The sequence below is a fragment of the Polynucleobacter sp. AP-RePozz3-80-G7 genome, assembly GCF_018882145.1.
GTDB lineage: Bacteria > Pseudomonadota > Gammaproteobacteria > Burkholderiales > Burkholderiaceae > Polynucleobacter.
The window spans coordinates 342,195-365,263 of sequence record NZ_JACVPC010000002.1 but is presented as its reverse complement, the minus strand read 5'-3'; the positions used below and the strand labels follow the sequence as shown (position 1 = coordinate 365,263).

16 protein-coding genes and 1 tRNA gene are annotated in these 23,069 nt (G+C 45.5%); 10 read left to right on the top strand and 7 right to left on the bottom strand.

Annotated features, from left to right (window positions below; translation table 11 throughout):
* The coding region (locus ICE90_RS07200) for an autotransporter-associated beta strand repeat-containing protein (protein ID WP_216191728.1) at positions 1-3,827 on the top strand (3,827 nt) is incomplete at its 5' end.
* Positions 3,828-3,833: 6 nt separating this feature from the next.
* The gene (locus tag ICE90_RS07195; RefSeq protein WP_216191725.1) at positions 3,834-4,379 is read left to right on the top strand and encodes a hypothetical protein; all 546 of its coding nucleotides are present in this window, start codon (positions 3,834-3,836) and stop codon (positions 4,377-4,379) included.
* Positions 4,380-4,394: 15 nt separating this feature from the next.
* On the opposite strand, the gene ICE90_RS07190 is transcribed toward ICE90_RS07195, so the two are convergent.
* Positions 4,395-5,780 (bottom strand): phosphomannomutase/phosphoglucomutase, encoded by a 1,386-nt coding sequence (locus ICE90_RS07190; RefSeq protein ID WP_216191724.1) that lies wholly within the window; start codon positions 5,778-5,780, stop codon positions 4,395-4,397.
* Positions 5,781-5,855: 75 nt separating this feature from the next.
* Positions 5,856-7,382, bottom strand: coding sequence for a glucose-6-phosphate isomerase (gene pgi, locus ICE90_RS07185; protein WP_216191723.1), 1,527 nt, complete (start codon positions 7,380-7,382; stop codon positions 5,856-5,858).
* A 137-nt stretch (positions 7,383-7,519) separates the two neighbouring features.
* Between pgi and ICE90_RS07180 the strand changes: the two genes are divergently transcribed.
* The 4 genes from ICE90_RS07180 (at position 7,520) to ICE90_RS07165 (ending at position 12,581) form a co-directional block, all read left to right on the top strand.
* Entirely contained in the window at positions 7,520-8,665 is a 1,146-nt protein-coding gene (locus tag ICE90_RS07180; protein ID WP_216191722.1) for an NAD(P)/FAD-dependent oxidoreductase, read from the top strand.
* A gap of 44 nt (positions 8,666-8,709) precedes the next feature.
* Positions 8,710-8,799, top strand: a tRNA-Ser gene (locus ICE90_RS07175).
* A gap of 193 nt (positions 8,800-8,992) precedes the next feature.
* Positions 8,993-11,695 carry an autotransporter domain-containing protein gene (locus ICE90_RS07170; RefSeq protein WP_216191721.1) on the top strand — a complete coding sequence of 901 codons (2,703 nt, stop codon included), beginning with the start codon at positions 8,993-8,995 and terminating at the stop codon, positions 11,693-11,695.
* Positions 11,696-11,762: 67 nt separating this feature from the next.
* Positions 11,763-12,581 (top strand): peptidyl-prolyl cis-trans isomerase, encoded by an 819-nt coding sequence (locus ICE90_RS07165; protein ID WP_216191720.1) that lies wholly within the window; start codon positions 11,763-11,765, stop codon positions 12,579-12,581.
* Between the two features lie 150 nt (positions 12,582-12,731).
* Here ICE90_RS07165 and ICE90_RS07160 read toward each other — a convergent pair whose 3' ends face one another.
* On the bottom strand, positions 12,732-13,313 hold the full coding sequence (locus ICE90_RS07160; protein WP_216191719.1) for a hypothetical protein: 582 nt from the start codon (positions 13,311-13,313) through the stop codon (positions 12,732-12,734).
* 106 nt (positions 13,314-13,419) lie between these two features.
* A complete protein-coding gene (locus ICE90_RS07155; RefSeq protein WP_216860706.1) occupies positions 13,420-14,373 on the bottom strand; it encodes a hypothetical protein in 954 nt (317 codons plus the stop codon).
* 37 nt (positions 14,374-14,410) lie between these two features.
* Between ICE90_RS07155 and ICE90_RS07150 the strand changes: the two genes are divergently transcribed.
* Together ICE90_RS07150 and ICE90_RS07145 are read left to right on the top strand one after the other, a co-directional pair.
* Positions 14,411-15,880: a sensor histidine kinase gene (locus tag ICE90_RS07150; RefSeq protein ID WP_255533325.1), complete on the top strand. Its 1,470-nt coding sequence runs from the start codon at positions 14,411-14,413 to the stop codon at positions 15,878-15,880.
* Between the two features lie 84 nt (positions 15,881-15,964).
* Entirely contained in the window at positions 15,965-18,070 is a 2,106-nt protein-coding gene (locus ICE90_RS07145; protein WP_216191718.1) for an alkyl/aryl-sulfatase, read from the top strand.
* Between the two features lie 93 nt (positions 18,071-18,163).
* Here ICE90_RS07145 and ICE90_RS07140 read toward each other — a convergent pair whose 3' ends face one another.
* A complete protein-coding gene (locus ICE90_RS07140) occupies positions 18,164-19,411 on the bottom strand; it encodes a CaiB/BaiF CoA-transferase family protein (RefSeq protein WP_216191712.1) in 1,248 nt (415 codons plus the stop codon).
* A gap of 76 nt (positions 19,412-19,487) precedes the next feature.
* Here ICE90_RS07140 and ICE90_RS07135 point away from each other — a divergent pair, with 76 nt between their 5' ends.
* Positions 19,488-20,477, top strand: a complete 990-nt coding sequence (locus tag ICE90_RS07135) for a tripartite tricarboxylate transporter substrate binding protein (RefSeq protein ID WP_216191711.1) — start codon at positions 19,488-19,490, stop codon at positions 20,475-20,477.
* A 7-nt stretch (positions 20,478-20,484) separates the two neighbouring features.
* Positions 20,485-21,282, top strand: a complete 798-nt coding sequence (locus ICE90_RS07130) for an enoyl-CoA hydratase/isomerase family protein (protein ID WP_216191710.1) — start codon at positions 20,485-20,487, stop codon at positions 21,280-21,282.
* Between the two features lie 13 nt (positions 21,283-21,295).
* Here the strand turns inward: ICE90_RS07130 and hemW are convergent, their stop codons facing one another.
* Positions 21,296-22,483 carry a radical SAM family heme chaperone HemW gene (gene hemW / locus ICE90_RS07125; protein ID WP_216191709.1) on the bottom strand — a complete coding sequence of 396 codons (1,188 nt, stop codon included), beginning with the start codon at positions 22,481-22,483 and terminating at the stop codon, positions 21,296-21,298.
* Positions 22,476-23,066, bottom strand: coding sequence for an RdgB/HAM1 family non-canonical purine NTP pyrophosphatase (rdgB, locus tag ICE90_RS07120; protein ID WP_216191708.1), 591 nt, complete (start codon positions 23,064-23,066; stop codon positions 22,476-22,478). The genes hemW and rdgB overlap by 8 nt, the downstream gene beginning before the upstream one ends.
* Positions 23,067-23,069 lie beyond the last annotated feature (3 nt).

The window sequence follows — 23,069 nt, the reverse complement described above, 5'->3', positions numbered from 1 at the left end:
CTAAGACTGGCGCAGGCACTTTAGTCCTAACCAATAGCGCCAATGCTTACACTGGCAGCACTACCGTATCAGCCGGCACTCTGTCCTTAACTGGCACAGGCTCCATTGCTACTTCAAGCAGCCTGATTAATAACGCGACCTTCGATATCAGTGGCACCACCTCTGGCGCCTCGATCATCAGCCTATCGGGTAACAGCTCTGGCTCGGTCGTATTAGGCAGCAAGACTCTGACCATGACTAACGCAGCAGATACTTTTGCTGGTGTGATCAGCGGCAATACCGGTAGTGGTGGCAACCTCATCATCTCTGGTGGTGCCCAAGTACTCTCCGGCAACAACACCTACACTGGTACTACGACGATTAATGGTGGCGCCTTGTCTCTAACTGGCACTGGCTCGATTGCCGCCTCCAGCAGCATCATTGACAACGCAAGCTTAGATCTAACTGGTACTACATCTGGCGCCTCCATCATCAGCTTGGCTGGTAATGCTTCCGGATCCGTATTAATAGGCGGCAAAACATTAACCATTAGCAACGCTGCTGATACCTTTGATGGTGTGATCAGCGGCACTAACGGCAATCTGGTTTTATCTGCCGGTACTCAAGTATTGACAGGTCCTAACACCTACACCGGTACCACTACCGTATCAGCAGGCACCCTCAATGTCATCGGCACCCTGTCTGATTACACAGCAGTAACCGTTGCTTCTGGCGCTACTTATATTGTTGGTGCTAATGACACCGTCGCTTCGATTGCTGGCGCCGGTAATATCACCTTAACTGCAAACCTCACTGCAGGCTCTACACCAGACACTACCTTCAGTGGTGTGATGAGTGGTGCAGGATCCTTTACTAAAGTAGGTTCTGGCACCTTAACCTTGTCTGGTCCTAACACCTACACCGGCGGTACTAACATCAATGTCGGTACAGTTGCGCTAGGTGCGAATGATGTCTTGGCTGATACTGGTGCAATCAATGTTGCTGGTGGTAGCTTGGCCATGAGTACTTATAGCGATACTGTCGGTGCCATCAACTTATCTAGCGGCTCTATCTCTGGCACTTCTGGTGTTCTGACTGGATCAAGCTACGATGTGACCAATACAACTGGCACCACAACGATCTCAGCTATCTTGGCAGGCACTGCAAACTTAGTGAAGAGTGGGGCGGGTACTTTAGTACTTGGCAATGCGAATACCTACACCGGTACAACGACAGTATCAGCAGGTACCCTCAATGTCATCGGCACTCTGTCTGATTACACAGCAGTAACCGTTGCTTCAGGCGCTACTTATATTGTTGGCGCTAATGACACCGTCGCTTCGATTGCTGGCGCCGGTAACATCACTTTGACTGGTGACCTCACAGCAGGCTCTACACCAGACACTACCTTCAGTGGTGTCATGAGCAGCACTGGATCCTTCACTAAAGTAGGATCTGGTACCTTAACCTTGTCTAATGCCAACACCTACACCGGTACCACTACCATATCTGCCGGTACCCTCAATGTCATCGGCACTCTGTCTGATTACACAGCAGTAACCGTTGCTTCTGGTGCTACTTATATTGTTGGTGCTAATGACACCGTCGCTTCAATCGCTGGCGCCGGTAATATCACCTTAACTGCAAACCTCACAGCAGGCTCTACACCAGACACTACCTTCAGTGGTGTGATGAGTGGTGCAGGATCCTTCACTAAAGTAGGTTCTGGCACCTTAACCTTGTCTGGTCCTAACACCTACACCGGCGGTACTAACATCAATGTCGGTACAGTTGCGCTAGGTGCGAATGATGTCTTGGCTGATACTGGTGCAATCAATGTTGCTGGTGGTAGCTTGGCCATGAGTACTTATAGCGATACTGTCGGTGCCATCAACTTATCTAGCAGCTCTATCTCTGGCACTTCTGGTGTTCTGACTGGATCAAGCTACGATGTGACCAATACAACTGGCACCACAACGATCTCAGCTATCTTGGCAGGCACTGCAAACTTAGTGAAGAGTGGGGCGGGTACTTTAGTACTTGGCAATGCGAATACCTACACCGGTACAACGACTATTAATGGCGGCGTTGTCTCTATCAGTATGGATAGCAATTTAGGCCAAGCACCTGGCTCTGTAAATACTGCGGCCCTGGTATTTAACAGCGGTACGTTAAATACTTCCTCAACATTTACTCTAAATGCTAATCGCGGTATTGCTTTGTTGGGTAGCGGAACAATTGATGTCGATGGTTCTAGCGCCTTAACTTACAACGGAATCATGTCAGGCTCCGGATCATTTGCTAAGACTGGCGCTGGTACATTGATACTAGGCGCAAGCAATACTAATACCGGTATCACAGCGGTCTCTGCAGGTACCCTTGATGTTAAGGGGGCTCTAGTAAATGCTGCAGATTTGGTTGTTGCTGCTGGCGCTAGTTATATCGTTGACCGAGCTGCCGCGCTTAATACTATTACCGGCTCCGGCACTGTGGTGCTCGCTACCAACCTAAGCTTAGGTGGCGGAAATACAAACTTTGCGTTTGATGGATCATTTACTGGATCTGGAACTTTGACTAAGGTTGGCTCTGGATCAATGACATTAAATGGTGCAAATACCTATTCAGGTAATACTGCGCTCAATGCCTCACAGTTGATTTTGGGTAATGCAAATGCTCTCGGTGCAGGCGCATTGATATCTACTAATGGCGTATTGAGCTTGGCTTCAGGCGTGACATTGTCAAGCTTGACAATTAATGGCTCAACTATAATTTCTTCAGACATTAGAACAACTGGCGCGCAAACCTATAACGGTAATGTGGTGGTTTCTCCTAGCGTTTCAGGCGCAGTCACTCTTACTACGGCTAATGCTCCAATTACTTTCAATGGTTTGATTGATAGCGCTGCAAGCAAAGCCAATACGCTCAATGTCAATGCCGGCACAGGAATTGTCACTATTGGTAATAGCGTTGGTTCTGTAGCGCCGTTAGCGAGCTTCGTGATTACGGGCTCAACGATTAATCTCTTGGCGGACGTATTAACCTCAAGCCAACAAATTTATAACGGCTCAGTAGTTGTTGGAACTAATGGTAATGACGGATTCTTGTACACAATGTTCCTGGCTCAAACCCGTCCAGCACTGAATTTCAAGGTGCTTGATACCGCACATACACGTACCTTGATTTCTTTAGATCCATTGGTTGAATTTAACGGAACACTCAACCCAGCATCTGCTGCGCTGTACTCCTTAATGGTGGCTGCAATCTACCCTGGATATGTTAACGGCGATCTTACTAAGATGCCTGTGGTTAGCTTCAATGGCCTAGTGGGCAATATCTATCCGTTCTACTCTGCAAATATCCAGACGTTGCAGGCAGGGGATCTCTTTGCACTCACACCTGCTACAGGTGTCATTAATGTCACAGGTGGTGTTCAGACTACTGCGAATCAAAATTACAGCTCCGCACAAATTGCCTTGACTGCAAATCCAACGCTGAATAATGTGGTCTTCAAATCAATGGCTGGCGGTAGCGGCAATATTAACTTCGATCTCTCGAAGATTGACGGTAAATTTGATATGACAGGCAAAGTTGCGGTAGTTATTGATGCGAAGACCAACTTTACTGGTAGCGGCATCGATCTATTGGGAGTGAGATTCCCGGTTGCCGAAGCAGAAGCTGCCGCCGCCTCATCTTCAGGTGGTAACTTAAGTAATGTTCTCAAGGTGGCCAAGCTTACTTCGCTAGATGGTAGCGCTTCTGGAGATGCGGAAGTGACAGTTGAGATGGGTGAGGCGTATTCAGGTAAAAAAGAATGTAAATCTCAAGACGATAGTGAGCTTTGCCAATAGTGCCCAATGAAAATAAAACAATTAAACGCCTCCTACTTAGCCTACGATGATCGACTTCTGTTTCGGTTTAATACCGATGAAAATACAGAGTTCCGATTTTGGTTTACTCGTAGAGTCACACTATTCATTTTGGCAGCTACACAGCATTTGATTGTCAAAAAACTAGAGCAGACTCATACGCCCCAGGCTGCAAAAGCAATTGCTGAGTTTGGTAGTGATGCGGTACATGTCACGCAAGATCAGGATCAAAAGGGATCCGAGCCATTTCAGCCGGCAGATAATTTTCCATTTGGCGCAGATCCATTGCTAGTAATGGATGTTAAATGTAGCCTAGAAAAAGAGTTGCTTGAAGATGTCCTGTCACTTGAATTGATCTTGCCTGGCGGCGCTCATGTCAATCTAAAGCTGGCTGGATCAATACTTCATGGAATGTGTTCATTACTGAATCAGCTTCGCGAGCATGCATCATGGGGCAATGTACCCCCAGTGGTAGATCAGGTCTCAAACGAACAGGAGAATAAAAAAGAGGGCGCTAAGCCCTCAGTGCACTAGCTTCTAATTGTTCAATTAAAAGGGAAGCTTAGCTTCCGGCTTAGCGGCCAACAATACAGCCTTAAACTCCGCCTGAATACGCGCGATAGCTTCTTCACTATCCGCCTCAAAGCGCATCACAACTACTGGTGTTGTGTTTGAAGGTCTGGCCAAACCAAAGCCATCGGCATATTCCACACGTACACCATCAATCGTATTGATGGATTCAGAAGTAGGGAACTTGGCATTGGCTTTAATGGATTCTAGTAATTCAAAAGGCTCACCTTCAGCGCAGGCAAGTTGTAACTCAGGCGTGCAAATGGCATTTGGCAAATCATTGAGCGTCTGATTAGGATCTTTCTCTTTAGAAAGAATCTCTAGCAAGCGTGCGCCGGTATAGAGTCCATCATCAAAACCAAACCAACGGTCTTTAAAGAAGATGTGACCGGACATCTCGCCAGCAAGTGGAGCACCAGTTTCTTTGAGCTTGGCTTTCACTAAAGAGTGACCTGTTTTCCACATTAAAGGCTCACCGCCATGCTGCTTTACATAAGTTGCAAGGTTGCGGGTGCATTTGACGTCATAAATAATCTGGCCACCTGGATTGCGTGAGAGCACATCCTTAGCAAAAAGCATCATTTGACGGTCTGGGAAAATCACTTGACCATCTTTTGTGACAACGCCCAAACGATCAGCGTCACCATCAAAGGCAAGGCCTAATTCATTATCGGTAGTCTGTAGGTTCTTGATGAGATCTTGCAAGTTTTCAATATGAGCAGGATCAGGGTGGTGATTCGGAAAATGACCATCTACTTCGCAAAAGAGTTCTTCTACTTCACAGCCTAAAGCTCTAAACAGTTTTCCTGCAAATGCACCGCCAACCCCATTGCCGCAATCCACCACAATCTTCATAGGACGAGCCAATTTCACATCACTGACAATTCGCTCTAAGTACATTGGGAAAATATCAAAGGTGCTGCGTGTACCTTGACCACTAGCAAATTGCTTGGCTTCAATACGCTTACGTAACGCCTGAATCTGATCACCATAAATCGCAGCGCCTCCCAGAACCATCTTGAAGCCGTTGTAATTAGGGGGATTATGGCTACCGGTAATCATGATGCCGGATTTTGGTTTTTTGCCATTGAGCTCTTGGTTGGCGCCAAAGTACACCATAGGTGTGGCAACCATACCTAAGTCAATGACGTTAATGCCGGTTGATAGTAGCCCTTCAGTCAAGGCATTAATCAAGCTAGGGCCAGATAAACGACCATCGCGACCGATGACGATTTCCGTTTCACCGAGTTCACGCATCTCGGTACCAAATGCTTGGCCAATCAATTTAGCAATCGATGGATCCACTGTTTCATCAATGATGCCGCGAATGTCATAAGCTTTGAAAATGGAAGGAGAGAGTTGCATGAAGACCTTTAAATTAAAGGAGGCGCAGGGCGCTCAATAGATTAATTGGAATACAAAAATCAAGAATTTAGGAAACTAAGCATTTAAGAAATTGATGCGAGCAGCAGTAATCGCATCAATACTATCGTCCGCATCAATATGGTCGGAGCCGCTAGCAAGGGCTTTCTCAATTGGTTTGGCAAGAACCTTGCCATATTCAACACCGGGTTGATCAAAGCTATTGATATTCCAGAGAGCGCCTAGAGTCGCGGCACGGTTCTCATAAAGGGCCAATAAAGCCCCTAAATAGAAGGCATTTAGTTCAGGAAGGAGTAATAAGCTGCTTGGGCGCTTACCTGGGTAAACATTATTCGGATTGCTATCGGTCTTGCCATGGGCTAGAGCCTGGGCCTGGGCTAAACAGTTAGACAGCAAAATACGATGATGTGCAACAGCCTCAGGAAGGTCACTCATGGGCTTACGAACCGCAATGAAATCAATCGGAATGATTTCAGGGCCTTGATGAAAGAGTTGAAAATAGGAGTGCTGCGCGTTACTGCCGGCGCTACCAAACACCACTGGTGAAGAATGTTTAACCGGTTTGCCATCCTTACCAATACTTTTGCCATTACTTTCCATATCGAGTTGCTGTAACCACTTTGGAAACCAATCCAAAGCATCTGCGTACGGAATGGCAGCATAGGCTTTAATGCCGTGCTTCTCTTGTTGGTAGAGCAAGGCTAAAGCCATGATGACCGGCAAATTGCCTTCTAGAGGCGCATTCTTAAAATGTAAATCCATCGCATGCGCGCCGGCTAAAAATTCTTCGAAGGTCTTAAAGCCGTATTGCAGGGCAATCGGCAGGCCAACTGCGGACCAAACAGAGTAGCGACCGCCAACCCAATCCCAAAATGGGAAGATGTGATCTTCTTCAACGCCAAACTCTTTGGCTGCTGCCACATTAGCGGTAACTGCAAACAGGGTTTTGTTAATTTGGCTATTCGTACAGCCAGAAGCTTTCAGCCAAGCCACGACTGCCTTAGCGTTCATGGTGGTTTCTAAGGTGGTGAATGACTTGGAAACAACAATGACGCGAGTGCTATGCGGAAGCGCACGATCCAGAATGCGGGCTAATTCAGCGGTATCGATATTGGCCAAGAAATGCATGCGCATACCGCGGCTTTCAATATCGGGCACATGCGCTAATGCTTCAATTGCTAAGCGTGGCCCAAAGTCTGAGCCACCAATACCAATATGAATGACATCGGTGACGCCAATCCATTTATTGCAGAGCGCATCAATTCGGTGCCACACATCAATAACTGCTGGCATGACATCCTGACCATCCAAGATGACAGGAGATTTTGAGAGATTGCGGAGTGCCGAATGAAGTGCGGGGCGATCTTCACTTTGATTAATATGTTTGCCAGCAAATAAATCCGCAATAAATTCTGGAAGCTTAGTCTTACGGGCGATATCAAATAGAGCGGCCCAGCTTTTTCCATCAATACCTTGATAGGCAGTATCGAGAACCACATCCACGGCAAAATGAGCGCCATTGGGCATAACGCCAGGGGGGCTTTCGGTGGACTTAAGATTGTCAGAATCAGGCTTTAAAGACATCTCTAGATTTTATCAAGAAGGGGCTCAAAATCCCCTAAAACACTGAAAATGTTAGGATTTCGGTATATTCAATGTCATTAAGTAGTCATAAATAGAAAAATAAGCAATAAAGATAAACCAAATACAGGTGGAGATAGATGGAGCAGGTTGATTGCGTTGTGGTGGGTGCCGGAGTTGTCGGATTGGCTGTCGCCCGCGAAATGGCGCTTCAGGGCCGTGAAACCATCTTACTTGAGCGCGAGAGTTCTTTTGGAACTATTAGCAGCGCTCGCAATAGTGAGGTTATTCATGCCGGCATTTATTACCCACAAGATTCTTTGAAGGCCAAACTTTGTGTAGAGGGTAATCGGCTGCTCTATGAGTACTGCCGCAGTCACCAGGTAGCTACTCAACCCTATGGCAAGCTGATTGTTGCGGCTGATAATGATCAAATTAATGACTTACAAGCGATCTTATATAAAGCGCAAAAAAATGATGTTCCTGAAATTCAGATGATTTCAGGGGAAGAAGCAAAAGCATTGGAGCCAAATCTCAAATGTGTTGCCGCAATACTCTCAACTACCACAGGTATTGTTGACAGCCACGGCTATATGCTCTCACTGCTCGGAGGCTTTGAGGATGCGGGTGGTATGGTTGCCTACCAATCACCTTTAATTAGCGCAAAGCCAATCGGAAATCATGCTGAGGGCGGTTATGAATTAACCATCGGCAGTGTTGATGGTGCTGATGGTATGCAAATCAAAACTAAGCATCTCATCAATTGCGCTGGCATGAGTGCGCCAGCGATTGCGCAAAAGATTGAGGGCTTACAGCATGATCAAATACCCAAAGCCTATTTTGCTAAAGGCAATTATTTCTCGCTCTCTGGCAAATCGCCATTTAAGCATTTGATCTATCCCATTCCAGAGCCTGGTGGCTTAGGGGTACATCTCACTTTAGATATGGGTGGTCAGGCAAAGTTTGGACCTGATGTGGAATGGCTCGACATCGATTCTGAAGAGCAAATTGATTACACGGTCAACCCAAAGCGAGGAGAGGGCTTTTATGAAGCTGTCAGACGCTATTGGCCGGATTTGAAAGACGGCTCCCTTCAGCCCGATTATTCGGGGGTGAGGGCAAAGATCGTGCCGCCAAATGCTCCTGCAGGCGACTTTTGCTTCAACACCCCTAAGGATCATGGACTCCAGGGCCTCTTTAATCTATATGGCTTTGAGTCCCCTGGATTAACCTCCAGCCTTGCGATTGCCAAGCATTTAGAAGGGCAAATCAAAAGTTCTTTATAATCTGATGCTTGAATCAACCGTGATTCACAGTAAGCAGAATTAAAGGAAGAGTGGCAGAGCGGTTGAATGCACCAGTCTTGAAAACTGGCGAGGATGAAAGTCCTCCGTGAGTTCGAATCTCACCTCTTCCGCCATCTTTTTAAAACCCCCCTAAGGCCTTTTTTCATTTCATGCACCGGCACGCAAGCCTGGCACGTATTCCAGCATTAGCCCCAAGTCTAATTCCCGCTTTATGAGTAGGGTATAATTTTCAGAATTTTTAAAAATAAAAGCACTAATTTAGTGCAAATAATCTGCATCTGAAAAGTAACCGGGGAATTGTTGGGTATGCGTAAGAGAATTAGTATTGCTTGTTTTTTGTTGGCAAATGGCATGGCAGGAACCGCCTATGCTGGCGATATCACCTTTACCAACGCAGACTTCACGAACGGTTTAACTGGCTGGTCTCAAGGCGGTGGCACATTCACCTCACCTCTTTCTGCTCCATACATCATGGATCCATCCAACTATACAACTGGAACATCAAATAACACGGTTATCACGTCATCTGCAAATGATCCTTTAGTCCCCGTAACCATGACATACCTCGGTCAAAACTCAGTAAGAGTTAATGACAGAGTTAATAACAGATCTATCAGCACTATTAGTCAAACAGTAACTAATTATGGAATGACACCCATCTCTAGTGATGGATTGACGCCTGCTGTTGTAGCGGGATCTGTTGCCACTGTTAACCTTGCGTGGTCTGCCGTTTTGCAATCTGCCCCACATGCTGCCAAGGATACAGACGGCTTTACTTTAAGAATTTATGATGAAACCACAAGTACGGTGGTTAAGCTGGTAAGTTATAACGCTGCAACTACAGCCTCCCTTTTTAGAGCTAGCGGGTCATATCTTTACTCGGGTTGGCAGGCTGAGTCTGTTGCCGTAAGAGCTGGAGATACCATTACAGTGAGTATGCTTGCGACGGACTGTGATGCCGGCGGTCATTTTGGCTACGTTTATTTAAGTAGCTTTGGCACTACTCCTGTTGTCGGTTTGGCCCCACTTGGGGGAGGGGTATTTGGCCCTTCAATTCCTGATATTGTTAGCTCAAATAACGGCTCTGGTTCTTATAACTTGGTTTCAACGGTTGCTTCAAATACCTTTACCAATAGGTTTGATGGCGGCACTTTACACGTCGATCAGACGAACCCGACAGTTACGAGCGCCTTTAGTATCAGCGCAAACAAAGGCTATATTGACCAGAATGGCAATAAGGCCACCTTCACTGGCTACATAACTGATGATGGTCAAGATATCGGTAGATTAATAATTGTCAATGGTGCAGGTGGAACAAGTGGCAAGATTACTCTTACAAACACCACCAATGACTATTCTGGTGGCACTGAAGTTCGCTCTGGTGCAACATTAAGCATTGCTAATCCTAACGCCATTGGTACTGGTGGATTGGCTTTGATTGGAACGTCAACTGTCCCAGCTATTTTAGAAACAACTGCTGATATGACTATTAGCGCGCCTATTACAGTTGCATACGACCCGGTATTTAGCGTTGCCTCTGGTACTACAACTACCGTTTCTTCACCAATTACTAATGGTGTTGATTTGGGTACGGGTCTTACGGTTGCTGGTGATGTCGTAGTATCTGGTGGCGGTACCTTGGCCCTCACAGCTGCCAACACATACACTGGCCTTACTGCGGTTGATGCGGGTTCCACTTTAGCTCTTCAGGGAGCTGGCTCCATTACCCCATCATCAGCTTTAAATAACAACGGTACTGTGAATGTAACTGGTGCGAATGGCAATGTCGCTTTGGGCGGTACATTTACTCAAGCCTCAACTGGTAATTTGTTGATGAATATCTCACCAACGAACAATCAGAAAGTTTTGGTTACTGGTGCTGCAAGCTTAGCCGGTGGATTATCTCTGGCGGCAACTGCTGGAACTTACGCGGCTGGTAAGTACACATTGATTACTGCTAATGGTGTGAGCGGAAAGTTTGAAACTTTCAGCACAACGCTGCCTACCTATACTCGCTTAGGTTATGCATTGGGTTACGATGCAAACAACGTGTATTTGTACCTCACTCCAAACGTATCTGACACGCAGCAATCCTTAGTAAATACTGCTGCTGCCTTGCAAAATACCTATACCTTGCAGAACTCAGTACTTGCCAATAGCTTCTACTATGACTGCAATCTCTTTGATGTAAATAATATTTGCGTATCAGCCGGTGGTCGTAACACTGCTATTCAGGCAGCTAATGGTCTGAATAACACCAGCGCTTTATTGATCGCTTCCTATCGCTTGGATGAGAACAACTCTCGTATCGGTGCTTATGCCGATCAGAACCTTTCTGTAAACAATGCTGGCAGCACCGTAAACCTTGGCAACAACACGCCATTAATTGGCTTGTTTGCTGCTTGGAACCAACGCCCCGATGGCACTGGCGCGGAAGTAAAGGCTGGTATTGCTTATGGTCAAAAGAACACCACAATTACACGTCAAGTAGTGGGTACTTCTGAGCCAGGCTCTGGTTCTTCTCAGCTCAATAGCCAAGGTGCTCAACTGACTGCTAAGTATGGTTTTGGTGTGATGGAAAACGTTATTGTATCCCCTTACATTGGTATGCGTTATACCCAAAACAATATGGGTGGCTACTCTGAAGCTGCAAGTCCTTCAGTGACTTCACCGTTAACTTATAGCGCCTTAAATACCAATGCGACAACTGCTTTGGCTGGAGTAGGGGCTTCTTATCGCTTTATTCCTCGCGCCACTGTATTTGGTAGTGCTGGCGTTGAAACAGATACCAACACAGCCAATGGCACTTACGCTGCTACAGGCCTTACTGGTTTAACTCCAGTTAATTTCAATCCAAATCCTGTTAAGACTCGCCCAACAGCTACTATTGGGGCAACCTATGATGTTGAAAAGAACCAAAGAATCGGCATTACTGGTATCTATCGCCAAGAGCCATTCCAGGCAGTTTCATCAACTACTGTGATAGCAACTTATACAATAGGTTTATAAAAAGCACATTAAATGTTATCTAGAAAGCCACCTGCGGGTGGTTTTCTTTTCACTAGAGATACAAATTATGAAAACTCCATCCATTAAGTACTTCATATATCTATCGTTGGCCTGTTTGGCTAGCGTGGCAGTAGCCCAAAGCTCGAATAGCGTTCTGGTGACGGTTAATGGCGTCAAAATAACCTCGGGACAACTTGATCAATTTATTTCTCTGGCCATGGCCCAGGGCGCCCAAGACAATAAAGAGCTGCGTGAGAACTTTTTGAATGACTTAGTGGTCCGCGAGGCAATTGCTCAAGATGTAAGAAAAACAGGTCTGTTGTCCAAGGGAAATAATGCGCTAAAACTCAAGATCGCCGAGCAAGATGCCATCATGGGGCTTTGGTTTGCCCAATACCTTGCAGAGCATCCTATTACTGAGGCAGAAGTTCGAGCTGAGTATGAAAAGCAGGTGGCAGTTTCAAAAGATCCGAGAAACGCTAAGGAGTATCAAATTTCGCAAATCGTTCTTTCTAACGAGGCTGAAGCCCAGCAAGTTACCTCTGAACTCAAAAGAGGTGCCTCATTTGATAAGTTGGCCAAAGATAAGTCGATAGATAAAGCAACCGCTCAAAATGGTGGCTCAGTAGGCTGGATTTTACCTTCACAGCTTTCATCGCCTATGAATGATCTTGTTGTTGGGCTTGGTAAGGGTGATGTTATCTCCAAGCCAGTACAGGTTGGCTCCGTATGGTATGTCGTTAAGGCGAATGACATAAAACCGTTTGTGATGCCAAGTTTTGATCAGGCAAAAGTCAATCTTTCACAGGCTTTGCTACAAAAAGAGCGAAGAGATGCTATCCAGTCTCTCATGAAATCTGTAAAAGTTACGCCTGGTGTTCAATAGCCAACTTTTAGTAATTTAATGGCAAATTAGTGCGCGGCTTGCGCTAAGCCAGATAAGAAAAAGCCCAGCAAACACTTGCTGGGCTTTCCTCTTTCTGGCTAATAGAAATGAGCTTTTAAGGAACATTCATAAAGCTACTGCGTTACTGTATTACTTCTTAGCTGCCGGTGCGCTTACTACTGCAGCAATGGCTTCTGTGTAAACCACTTTTACTTGATCATTTACTGCGATATCTTTCAACAAGTCAGGATTCTGAACCTTAACCTTGAAAATATTTCCTTGTGGGCCCTTTAAAGAAACGATATTTTTAGCTGCATCAATCGCTTCAACATTAGCGGTTGCAGTAATGGTTTTAGTAGTAATCATGCCTGGCTTATCGCCTTGTGGGGCAGTTGTAGTGCTAGTGCTAACTTGTTCGCTAGTTGTGCCTGGATTTTTTACCTTAACCAACTCAATAGCTACAGCAAGTTCATAGACAACGTCGAAATGGTCGCCCACTTTAATTTCTGCAAAGTTCTTTACTTCAGGACCAGCAACGATAGAGGTTTCACCATCTTTGTTCTTGAGGGTAACTGTGCGAGTTGCAGCATCAATTTTAGTCACTTCGCCATCATAGATAAGCGCGGATTCTTGAGCAGCTACGCCAGCAATCGGAGCTTTTGGTTTTGTGAGGTAAAAGTAGCCGCCAACTGCGATTGCAGCAATGACGATAGCAATGATAATTTTTTTCATAATAATTTGATCCTTAAGGATGTTGAAAGAGCATCACCATTAAGTGGCGATGCGGAAATGAGTAAATACCAGTAAGTTAGCATTTGTAACTATTGTATTACCCATATTAGAAGCTGGCAGCCAAGCCAATGGAGGTTCCGTGCACATTTTGACCAAATTGGTAGCGAAACACCACTCTGATGCGAGTAAAAATAGGATCAGATGCGCTACGATCTAGTTCAATGCCAGTACCTACAGAAGATAGGGAGTTAAATCCCAGAGCCCCTCGTAAGTCGCCTAGGAATTCGGTATGCGCCACTTCAAATACCGCTCGTAATGGTCTATCTAACAATGTAATTGGGGTTGGGATACGACTGCGAGCCCAAAGCGCCAGACTTTGCGAATCAGCTGAACCTTGAACTGCAGTAGAGGTGTCAAATGTTTGCACCGGAATATTGGTGTAACGCAGCTCTACATCAATTTCTTGATCGGGTTGGTAGTTCTCATAGTCCAGCATGACCGACCCGCCCAGACCATACGAGTTCATACGGCCGCCATTGAGGAACTGTAAGTCAACGCCTTTCTGATTTTGAATGACTCTAGATGCAATCGAAAGGTCGCTTTCTAAATGCCCCAGCATGACATTGGCAATTGGGCGGAAGCGCAATTCATTGGTGATCGGAAAATCCCAACCAATACCGCCGGTACCTGTGATGCTGTTCCAATGAACTGGTACCGTAACGGATGTATTAGCGATTCCATCAGTAAACGTTGGGTTATATCGATTAACTGCTAAGGTCCCCTCTAAATACAGAGGAAAGTTTGCGCTAATTCGATCACCACCTCCTAGAGAAATCATTTGCAAGTCAGAATTATCGCCACCATTGTTACGGATCGACAACGATCCTGTTGTCACATCCGGTGTGAGTGAATAACCCGTAATCGTCATAAAAGCATCAGCGCGCTTTTTGAGGTAGTTGTTAGCGGCGTTATAAAAAGCCGATTGGGCATGAGCAAAGCCAATCCCAGCGACTAATAGGGTGACAAAGAAAAGAAGCTGGGATCTACTAAAAAGCTGCATGACACGCATTTTAGCGAATCAATTCAGTAGATGTACCATGGCAATTATGAAGCTGCTCATTTCTATTTACTTCTTTATTCTGGCCGTTATTCAGATGGGCCTATTTTTTGGAATCTATCACTATTACCGCTCTCAGAACCTCCTAAGACCCAGTTTGTATTGGATGTCCTCCCTGCTAGTGAATGTGGTGGGGTTGTTTATTTTTGGGACGGGAATTATTACCATCCAAAATATTGCTAATCCAGAATTTAATTTCACTGTAGCAAATACCTTCTTCTATATAGCAACGATGCTGCAAGCATTATTTTGTCAGTCACTCAATCATGAGGTTTCTAAACGAGTAAAGATAGCTGCCTCAGTTTCAGTCCTCATTTTTATTGCCGTATTTGATTCCATGCGTCTATATGGATCTTTTGAAAGTCGCACTGCGGTAATGGCGGGGCTTGCTAGTATTTTTTATTGCTGGCAAATATATGAGCTAGGCAAGAAGAGAAAATCTTCTCCATCCAAGCAATTGGTTTATATGCAATATGCCAATTTTGCTGAAATGTTTTTTGCTTTAGGGCGATTCCTCATTATGGTCGCCTCGGCCTTCACGATCCGTCAAGTTGATCAAATTCCTCATCTTCTGATTCTGTTTACCATTGCTCAGCTGGTGATGAATACCCTATCCTACATTGCAATTGGGGGTTATTGGGCCGAACAAATCACCATTGCCAATATCAACGCAACCAATGAGAGTCAATCTACTAAAGCGCTATTACAGGAGCGAGAAATCTTAATTGCTTCACTGCTAAAGGCTAATAAAACCGCTAGTACTGGTGCTTTGTCGGCCTCTATTGCACATGAGCTCAATCAGCCATTAGGTGCCTCCGGTCTGAATATTCAGTTTTTACAAAAGAAGCTATCGGAAGGAGAATTGAATCCTAACTTACAGGGAGAAGTTTTGGATTCTTTGTTGGCAGACAATCAGCGTGCAGCAAGTATTATTCGCTCCCTTAGATCGGTATTCGCCGATGAAAAGATGGCATCTACCAAAGTTAACCTTGCTGAATTAATTGATTTAGTGCTTACCATTGCTCGCCCAGAAATTGTTAAGCAGAATATTCAGATGGTTCTTAAGTTAGAGGAAAACTTGTTTATCACCGCTAATAAGGGAGAACTTCAACAAGTGCTATTGAATTTAGTGATCAACGCAATTGATGCATTGAACTTGACAGAGAATTCAAATAAATTAATCACTATTCGAGGTCAGCACAGCGGCGCTGGTGTTCAAATTTCGATCTCAGACACAGGTTCAGGTATTGATGAAAATGTTCAGGCCCACATGTTTGAGCTGCTTTCAACTACTAAGGGTTCCGGTATGGGAATTGGCCTTTGGCTATGTAAGCATATTGTAATGAGGCACGGGGGATCTATCTGGTTTGAGTCATTCCCTGGCAAAGGAACAACGTTTTTTGTTGGTTTACCTGTTATTGCGGCCTACGCAATCTCATTTCCTGAGTAGACTGACATTAGCTGTAGAGCTAATTGCCATTGATTAGCTCAAACATATCATTGAAGTAATAAAACACTCTTACTTTAGGCTCTTATGAAAATCAAACTCACACAGTTTTCGGTAGCGGCAATATTAATGACCTCTGGGTTGGCAATGGCGGCAGGGGGTGGTGGTGTAGTGGCGGATCCAGGCGCTATGCAGGGGAAGCATTTCGATTCAAAAGGTAAGGCGCCATCAAGCTATACCGTTGAACTGCAAAATGGATTACGTAAGACGCTGCCTTTCGAAGATCAGCGTGATTTTGAGGAATCCAAAAAAGGTTTCATAGCAGCGCCTGCTTATAAAACCATCATGGCTGATGCCGGCAATCTGGCATGGGACATGGGTAGCTATGAATTCCTTCTGCAAGGCAAAGACTTTGATAGCGTGCATCCTTCGTTACAACGTCAAGCCATTCTCAATATGGGTTACGGCTTATATGAAGTTGTACCAGGAAAAATTTATCAGGTTCGTGGCTTTGACTTAGCCAATATCAGTTTCATCAAAACAGATACTGGTTGGATAGTTTTTGATCCGCTAACCGCTAAAGAAACTGCACGCGCAGCCCTAGAGCTTGTCAATGAGAAGTTAGGAAAACGGCCTGTTGTAGCAGTCGTATATTCGCACTCACATGCAGACCACTTTGGTGGTGTGCGTGGTGTAGTTGATGAAGCGGATGTGAAGAGCGGCAAGGTAAAAATCATTGCACCAGCTGGTTTTATGGATCATGCCATTGCTGAAAACGTCTACGCAGGTAATGCTATGACCCGCAGAATGTATTTCCAGTATGGCGTGTTATTGCCTCGCAGCCCATTTGGTCACGTCGACCAATCCATTGGTAAAAATACTGCCGCTGGTAATTTAGGGTTGATCGAGCCTAACGTCTATATCAATCAACCTTATGAAAAAATGACGGTGGATGGCGTAGAAATGGAATTCCAAAACACACCAGGCACTGAAGCTCCTGCGGAGATGAACACCTATTTCCCGCAATTTAAAGCATTCTGGGCAGCAGAAAATATCACCGGTACCATTCATAACATATACACCTTACGCGGTGCCTTAGTTCGCGACTCACTGGCATGGTCCAAGAACATTAACAATGCTTTATATCGTTATGGCACCGAGAGTGAGGTCATGTTTGCATCGCATACCTGGCCACGCTGGGGTAATGAACGTATACAAGAGGTGATGCGTACCCAACGAGATAGTTATGCTCACCTGCATAACGAAGTGCTCCATTTAGCAAATAATGGCGTCACTATTAATGAAATCCAGAATGTATACAGGCAGCCTGAGAGTCTAAAGAGGCAGTGGGCAGCCCATAGTTATCACGGCTCTGAAGAGCACAATAGTCGCGCTGTAATCAATCGCTATCTTGGGTACTGGGATGCTAATCCAGCAACACTAGCGCCACTATCTCCAAAAGATTCAGCACCACTGTATGTGGAGATGATGGGTGGCTCAGCCAAGATCATGGCCAAGGGTAAAGAGCTTTATAAACAGGGCAAATACCGTGAAGCGATGGAAATCGTCAATAAATTAGTCTATGCACAACCAAACAATACGGGCGCCAAAGATTTACTGGCTGATATTTTTGAGCAGATTGGCTACCAAAAGGAAAGCCCCAGTATGCGCAATAGCTTCTTGGGTGCGGCCTACGAACTTCGTCACGGCATGCCATCAGGAGCTTCGCCAAAGTCTAATGGCCCAGACATGATTAAAGGGATGACAACCGAACTCTGGCTCAACGCTTTGGCTATCAGCATGGACAGCAAGAAAGCGGCGGACATGAACTTTGTAATTAATCTCTCTACACCAGACAATGGTGAAAAATTTGTGATTGAGATGAGTAATTCTGCTTTGACCAACATTAAAGGTCAGCAAGCCAAGAATCCAAATCTAACCATCACCCTCAATCGTAGTGATCTTGAGCGGGTGATGGGTGGACAAACGACGTTTGAAAATCTGCTGGCTGAAGGTAAGGTGAAGTTCGATGGTGATCGAAAATCATTTGATCAACTCAGAAGCACCTTGACAGTCTTCGTTCCTGATTTTGAATTGATGCCAGGTACCAAGGGTAAGGCTGCTCCAAAACCAGCGACTCCCGCTAAAGATCCATTCTCAGCCCAGGAGATGGCTATTACTGGTGGCGAGTAACTAGTATGTAGGCCTTCCAGTAGTTGCAAAAGACTCTTCGGAGTCTTTTTTGCTAATTCTTTTTAGTACTCTTTTGATTCATCAAGGCGCAAACTAAGGTGCAAATGCGCCACCTGCATCAAGAGACTTCAGTTCATCACCCGCGATACCAAGCTCAGCAAGAAGCTCGCTGGTATGTTCACCCAATAAAGGAGGGTGGCGATACACCTGTTGTGGCGTGCCATTCATTTTGACGGCGAAACCAATATTGGGCACTTTGCCTTCTATGGGATGATCAACCTCCATCCGCATCTTACGATGACGGCCATGCTCACTATCAAATGCCTCAGGATAGGTATTGATGGGGCCTGCAGGGATGCCTGCGGTCAACAAAGTGTCAACCCATTCATCCGCACTTTTAGTGGCAAATGTTTTCTCAAGCTCAGAAGCCAGCTCTAAGCGATTGGCTAAGCGCAGTGGATTGGTTTTAAAACGGGCATCTTCAAATAATTCAGGGCGTTCAATCTTGTCGCAAAGTAACTTCCAGAGTTTTTGATTCGTAGCGCCCATGACAAAGTAACCATCAGCAGCTTTCATAGCCTGGTAGGGGGCGCTCATATGATTAGCTGTGCCAAGTTTGTAGGGCTCAACTCCGGTACCCCAGTATTGAGCGGTATCCCAAATGGAGAATGCCAAGGCCGAATCAAAGAGTGAGGCATCTATAAATTGACCTTCACCACTTTTGGTTTTGCCGATGTATGCCGACAATATTCCATATACCGCAAAAAGGGCGCAGCCAATATCAGCTACCGGAACACCAGCTTTAACAGGAGGGCCATCTGGATAGCCTGTGACGCTCATGACGCCAGACATTGCCTGAGCCATGAGATCAAAACCAGGGCGATCTGCCCACGGACCAGTTTGGCCAAACCCAGAAATACTGGCATAGACCAAACCAGGATTGATGTCTTTTAAAGAGGCGTAATCAATCCCTAGTTTTTTCATAACACCAGGGCGATAGTTCTCTACCAAAATATCTGCAGTTTTGACCAACTCAAAAAACACCTTCTTGCCGGCCTCAGTTTTGAGATTTAAGGTGAGACTGCGTTTATTGCGGTTCATGTTCAGAAAGCCCATGCTGTCTGAACCCTTCATTTTGAAACCCATTGCGCCACGTGTCTGATCACCGGTACCGGGAGGCTCGATTTTGATGACATCAGCACCAAGGTCTGCCAAGAGCATGCAGCAGTAAGGGCCGGCCATGACTTGGCTGACGTCAAGCACACGTACTCCTGAGAGAGGTAGCGGCCTTGATCCATCACGCGCGCTATTTAAAGCGGCATTTATAGGTGTTTTCGTCATTGTCTCGTGGCTTCTTATATGTTTAGAATGAGCCTCTAATAGTATCAAACACAATAAAAACAATTTTGGAGACTTTATGTTGCTTAAATCGCCTCAGCGGGCTGTTCGTAGTTTGCTCGCCATTACGCTGGCTACGAGTTCGTTCTTTGCTTTAGGACAGCAGTCTTACCCAACAAAACCAATCCGATTGATCGTGGGTTTTGCACCAGGTGGCGGTACCGATATTGTTGCTCGAGCCCTGGCTCCAAAAATGGGTGAGATTCTCGGTCAAAGCGTGATTGTTGAAAATAAATCAGGTGCAGCTGGCACTATTGCAGCCGATCAAGTTTCCAAGGCGAATCCGGATGGCTACACCTTGCTGGTAGGGCACTCCAATTCCAATGCGATTGCACCATTTGTGCTGACTAACGTTCAATACAATCCCGCAACGGATTTCACACCCATTACTTATTTGGGATATGTACCGAACGTTTTAGTAGTGAAGGCTTCATTGCCTGTGAACTCAGTCTCACAATTGATTTCTCTTGCTAAAGCAAATCCAGGTCAGATGACTTATGGTTCGTCTGGTATTGGCAGTACTCAACACTTAGCAGGCGCTTTGTTTGCCAAGATTGCTGGTATCCAGCTCAATCACGTTCCTTATAAGGGTAGCGGTCAGGCCATCATTGATTTGCTGGGTGGTCAAATTACGATGAACTTTGATACCTTGCCGCCGAACTTGCAACAAATTAAAGATGGCAGCTTGAAGGCTTTGGCTATCTCCACCCCAAAGCGATTGTCTATTCTTCCAAACGTACCTACGTTTAACGAAGTGGGTATTACAGGATTTGATGTCACTAACTGGTACTCCATCATGGGTCCAAAGGGTATGGATCCAGCAGTAGTGAACAAGATTGACCAGGCTGTTAAAGCCGCCATGGCCGATCCACAAATTAAAAAGACACTTGATTCACAGGGCTTGCAACCTGAAGGTCCTGCAACGCCTGCTGCATTTAGTTTGTTCTTGGCTGGCGAACTGGCTAAATACCAGCGTTTAGTAAAGAGTCTGAATATTAAAGCTGAATAAACTCTCTATGAGTGATTCCGAAAAAGGGGGCAATGTTGCTCAAGTCGTTTTAGAGACGCAGGGTAACATTGCCTACATTACTTTTGATCATGTAGCAGCTCGCAATGCAATGACAGCAGGGATGTATCAAAGCCTGAAGTCGATCTGTGAAGATATTGTCAAGAATCCAGAGATGCGAGTAGTCATCCTGCGCGGCGCTGGTGGCAAGTCTTTTATATCCGGCAGCGATATAGCGCAATTTGCTAGTTTTAAAGAGGGGCAAGACGGCATTCGCTATGAAGAGGGGATTGATGATTACCTAGGCCCGCTTGCCACCTTGCCTATTCCAACAATTGCTATCGTCGATGGCATGGCTGTTGGTGGCGGATTAGCAATAGCCAGTTGCTGTGACTTCCGAATCTCAACTCCCGAAGCTAAGTTTGGCGTTCCAATTGCGAAAACGCTTGGCAACTGTTTGTCTGCTGCAAATGTCGCTTGGTTAGTTGCCCACTTGGGAATCAACATTGTTAAACGTATGCTGCTTCTCGCGGAAATGATTTCAGCTCCAGAGTTACTAAAGCAGGGATTTCTATTGGCAACATACGAACAAGATCAGTTAGGGCATGAGGCCGATGTTCTTGCAGAACGATTGAGTAAATTGGCTCCCATCACCCAAAAATCAAGCAAGCTAGTATTAGCAAGATTAATAAAAAATAATCTGCCCGATTGCAATGATCTCATCAGTGAAACCTATGGCAGTCATGATTTCAAAAACGGAGTCGCTGCTTTTTTAAAGGGCGAGCCACCGATTTGGACTGGTAACTAGCACTCAAGGCAAGTCAATCCAAAAACATCTCTTGAAGATTGTTGAGGTAGCGCATTCCTAGTGGAGTGGCTTTCAGCTGACTAGGATTCTCATCTAGCAGCTGCTTATTGCTAGCCTCTGCCAAGGCTTTGCTTATCACGTTTAAGGGTAGCCCAGTTCTCTCGCTGAAAGTATTGGTGGCAACGCCATCGGTCAGCCTTAGAGTATTGAGCATGAATTCGAAAGGCAGATCCTTAGCTTCAAGAACCCTAGATTCAATTAATGCATTGCCTTTAGTTTCCATTGCTTGCATATAACTTTCTGGATGACGCTCCCTTACTTGGCGAGTAATCTTGTCTGGAAAAGAAATCTTTCCATGAGCACCTGCGCCAATGCCAATGTAATCACCAAAGCGCCAGTAGTTCAGATTATGTTTGCACTCTTGGTTTTTCTGAGCATAGGCAGAGACTTCATAACGGTTATAGCCTGCCTTGGTGAGTAAATCTAAATTCTGCTCAAAGATGGCATCCACTTCATCATCGCTAGGTAATTGCGGAGGAAAGTTTGCAAAGTAGGTATTTGGTTCCAGCGTGAGATTGTAAAAAGAGAGATGAGGAGTTTTAAAAGAAAGGGCCATCTCAATATCCGCTTTAGCCAACTCTAAAGTCTGCATTGGGAGTCCGTACATCAAGTCCAGATTCACCGCTTTGAAGTGTTTCAGGGCAATTGCTATTGCACGCTTGGCTTCCTCGCCATTGTGTATACGTCCCAGGGCTTTGAGCTGTTCATCCTGAAAGCTCTGAACTCCGATCGATACTCGATTAATGCCTGCCTTTGCAAATCCTGCAAATTTATCTGCCTCAATGGATCCTGGATTTGCCTCCATCGTAATTTCAGCATCGGGCTCAAGGTTCACTCGAGCGCGAACGGCACAAAGCAGTTGATCCATGCCTTCGGCAGATAGCAGGCTTGGCGTTCCGCCACCAATAAAGATGCTGTGGACTTGACGCCCCCAAATATTAGGAAGTTCGGTTTCTAGGTCAGCAATTAGTGCATTGATATAACGCTGTTCGTCAAACCCAGCCTTACTAATACCCTCTTTAATTTGATGTGAATTGAAATCGCAATAGGGACATTTCTTTTCGCACCAAGGAAAGTGAATATACAAAGCCAAAGGAGGCAATGCAGTCAGCGTTACTTTGGTGGGGCTTGAATTAAGCACGGCTTTTGAGTTGTGCAATCAGTTCACGTAGTGCTTGACCGCGATGACTGATTGAATTCTTTTTTTCTGGCTCTAGCTCAGCAGCAGTACATTGTTGCTCGGGCAAAAAGAAGTGGGGGTCATACCCAAAACCATTGTTACCAGATGCATGATCAATAATTTGCCCATACCAACGTGCTTGAACAATGATGGGTTCAGGATCATTTGCGCTATTTACGAAAACCAATGCGCACACATAATGCGCGCCTCGATCTGCCTGATCTTTTAAATCTTGAATGAGTTTTCGATTGTTCGCAGCATCATCACCTTGCTCACCCGCAAAGCGAGCCGATAAAACGCCAGGCTGGCCATTTAGAGCATGAGCACAAATTCCGGAGTCATCAGCTAATGCCGGTAAGCCTGATGCAGCGCTTGCATGCCTTGCCTTAGCAAGGGCATTTTCAACAAAGGTGAAGTGAGGCTCTTCTGCTGAAGGAATGCCTAAGTCACATTGAGGAATCACTTGAAAGTTCAATGGAGTTAACAGCTCCTGAAACTCTTTTACCTTGCCGGCATTGTTAGATGCGAGAACGAGCTTTTGCATGTT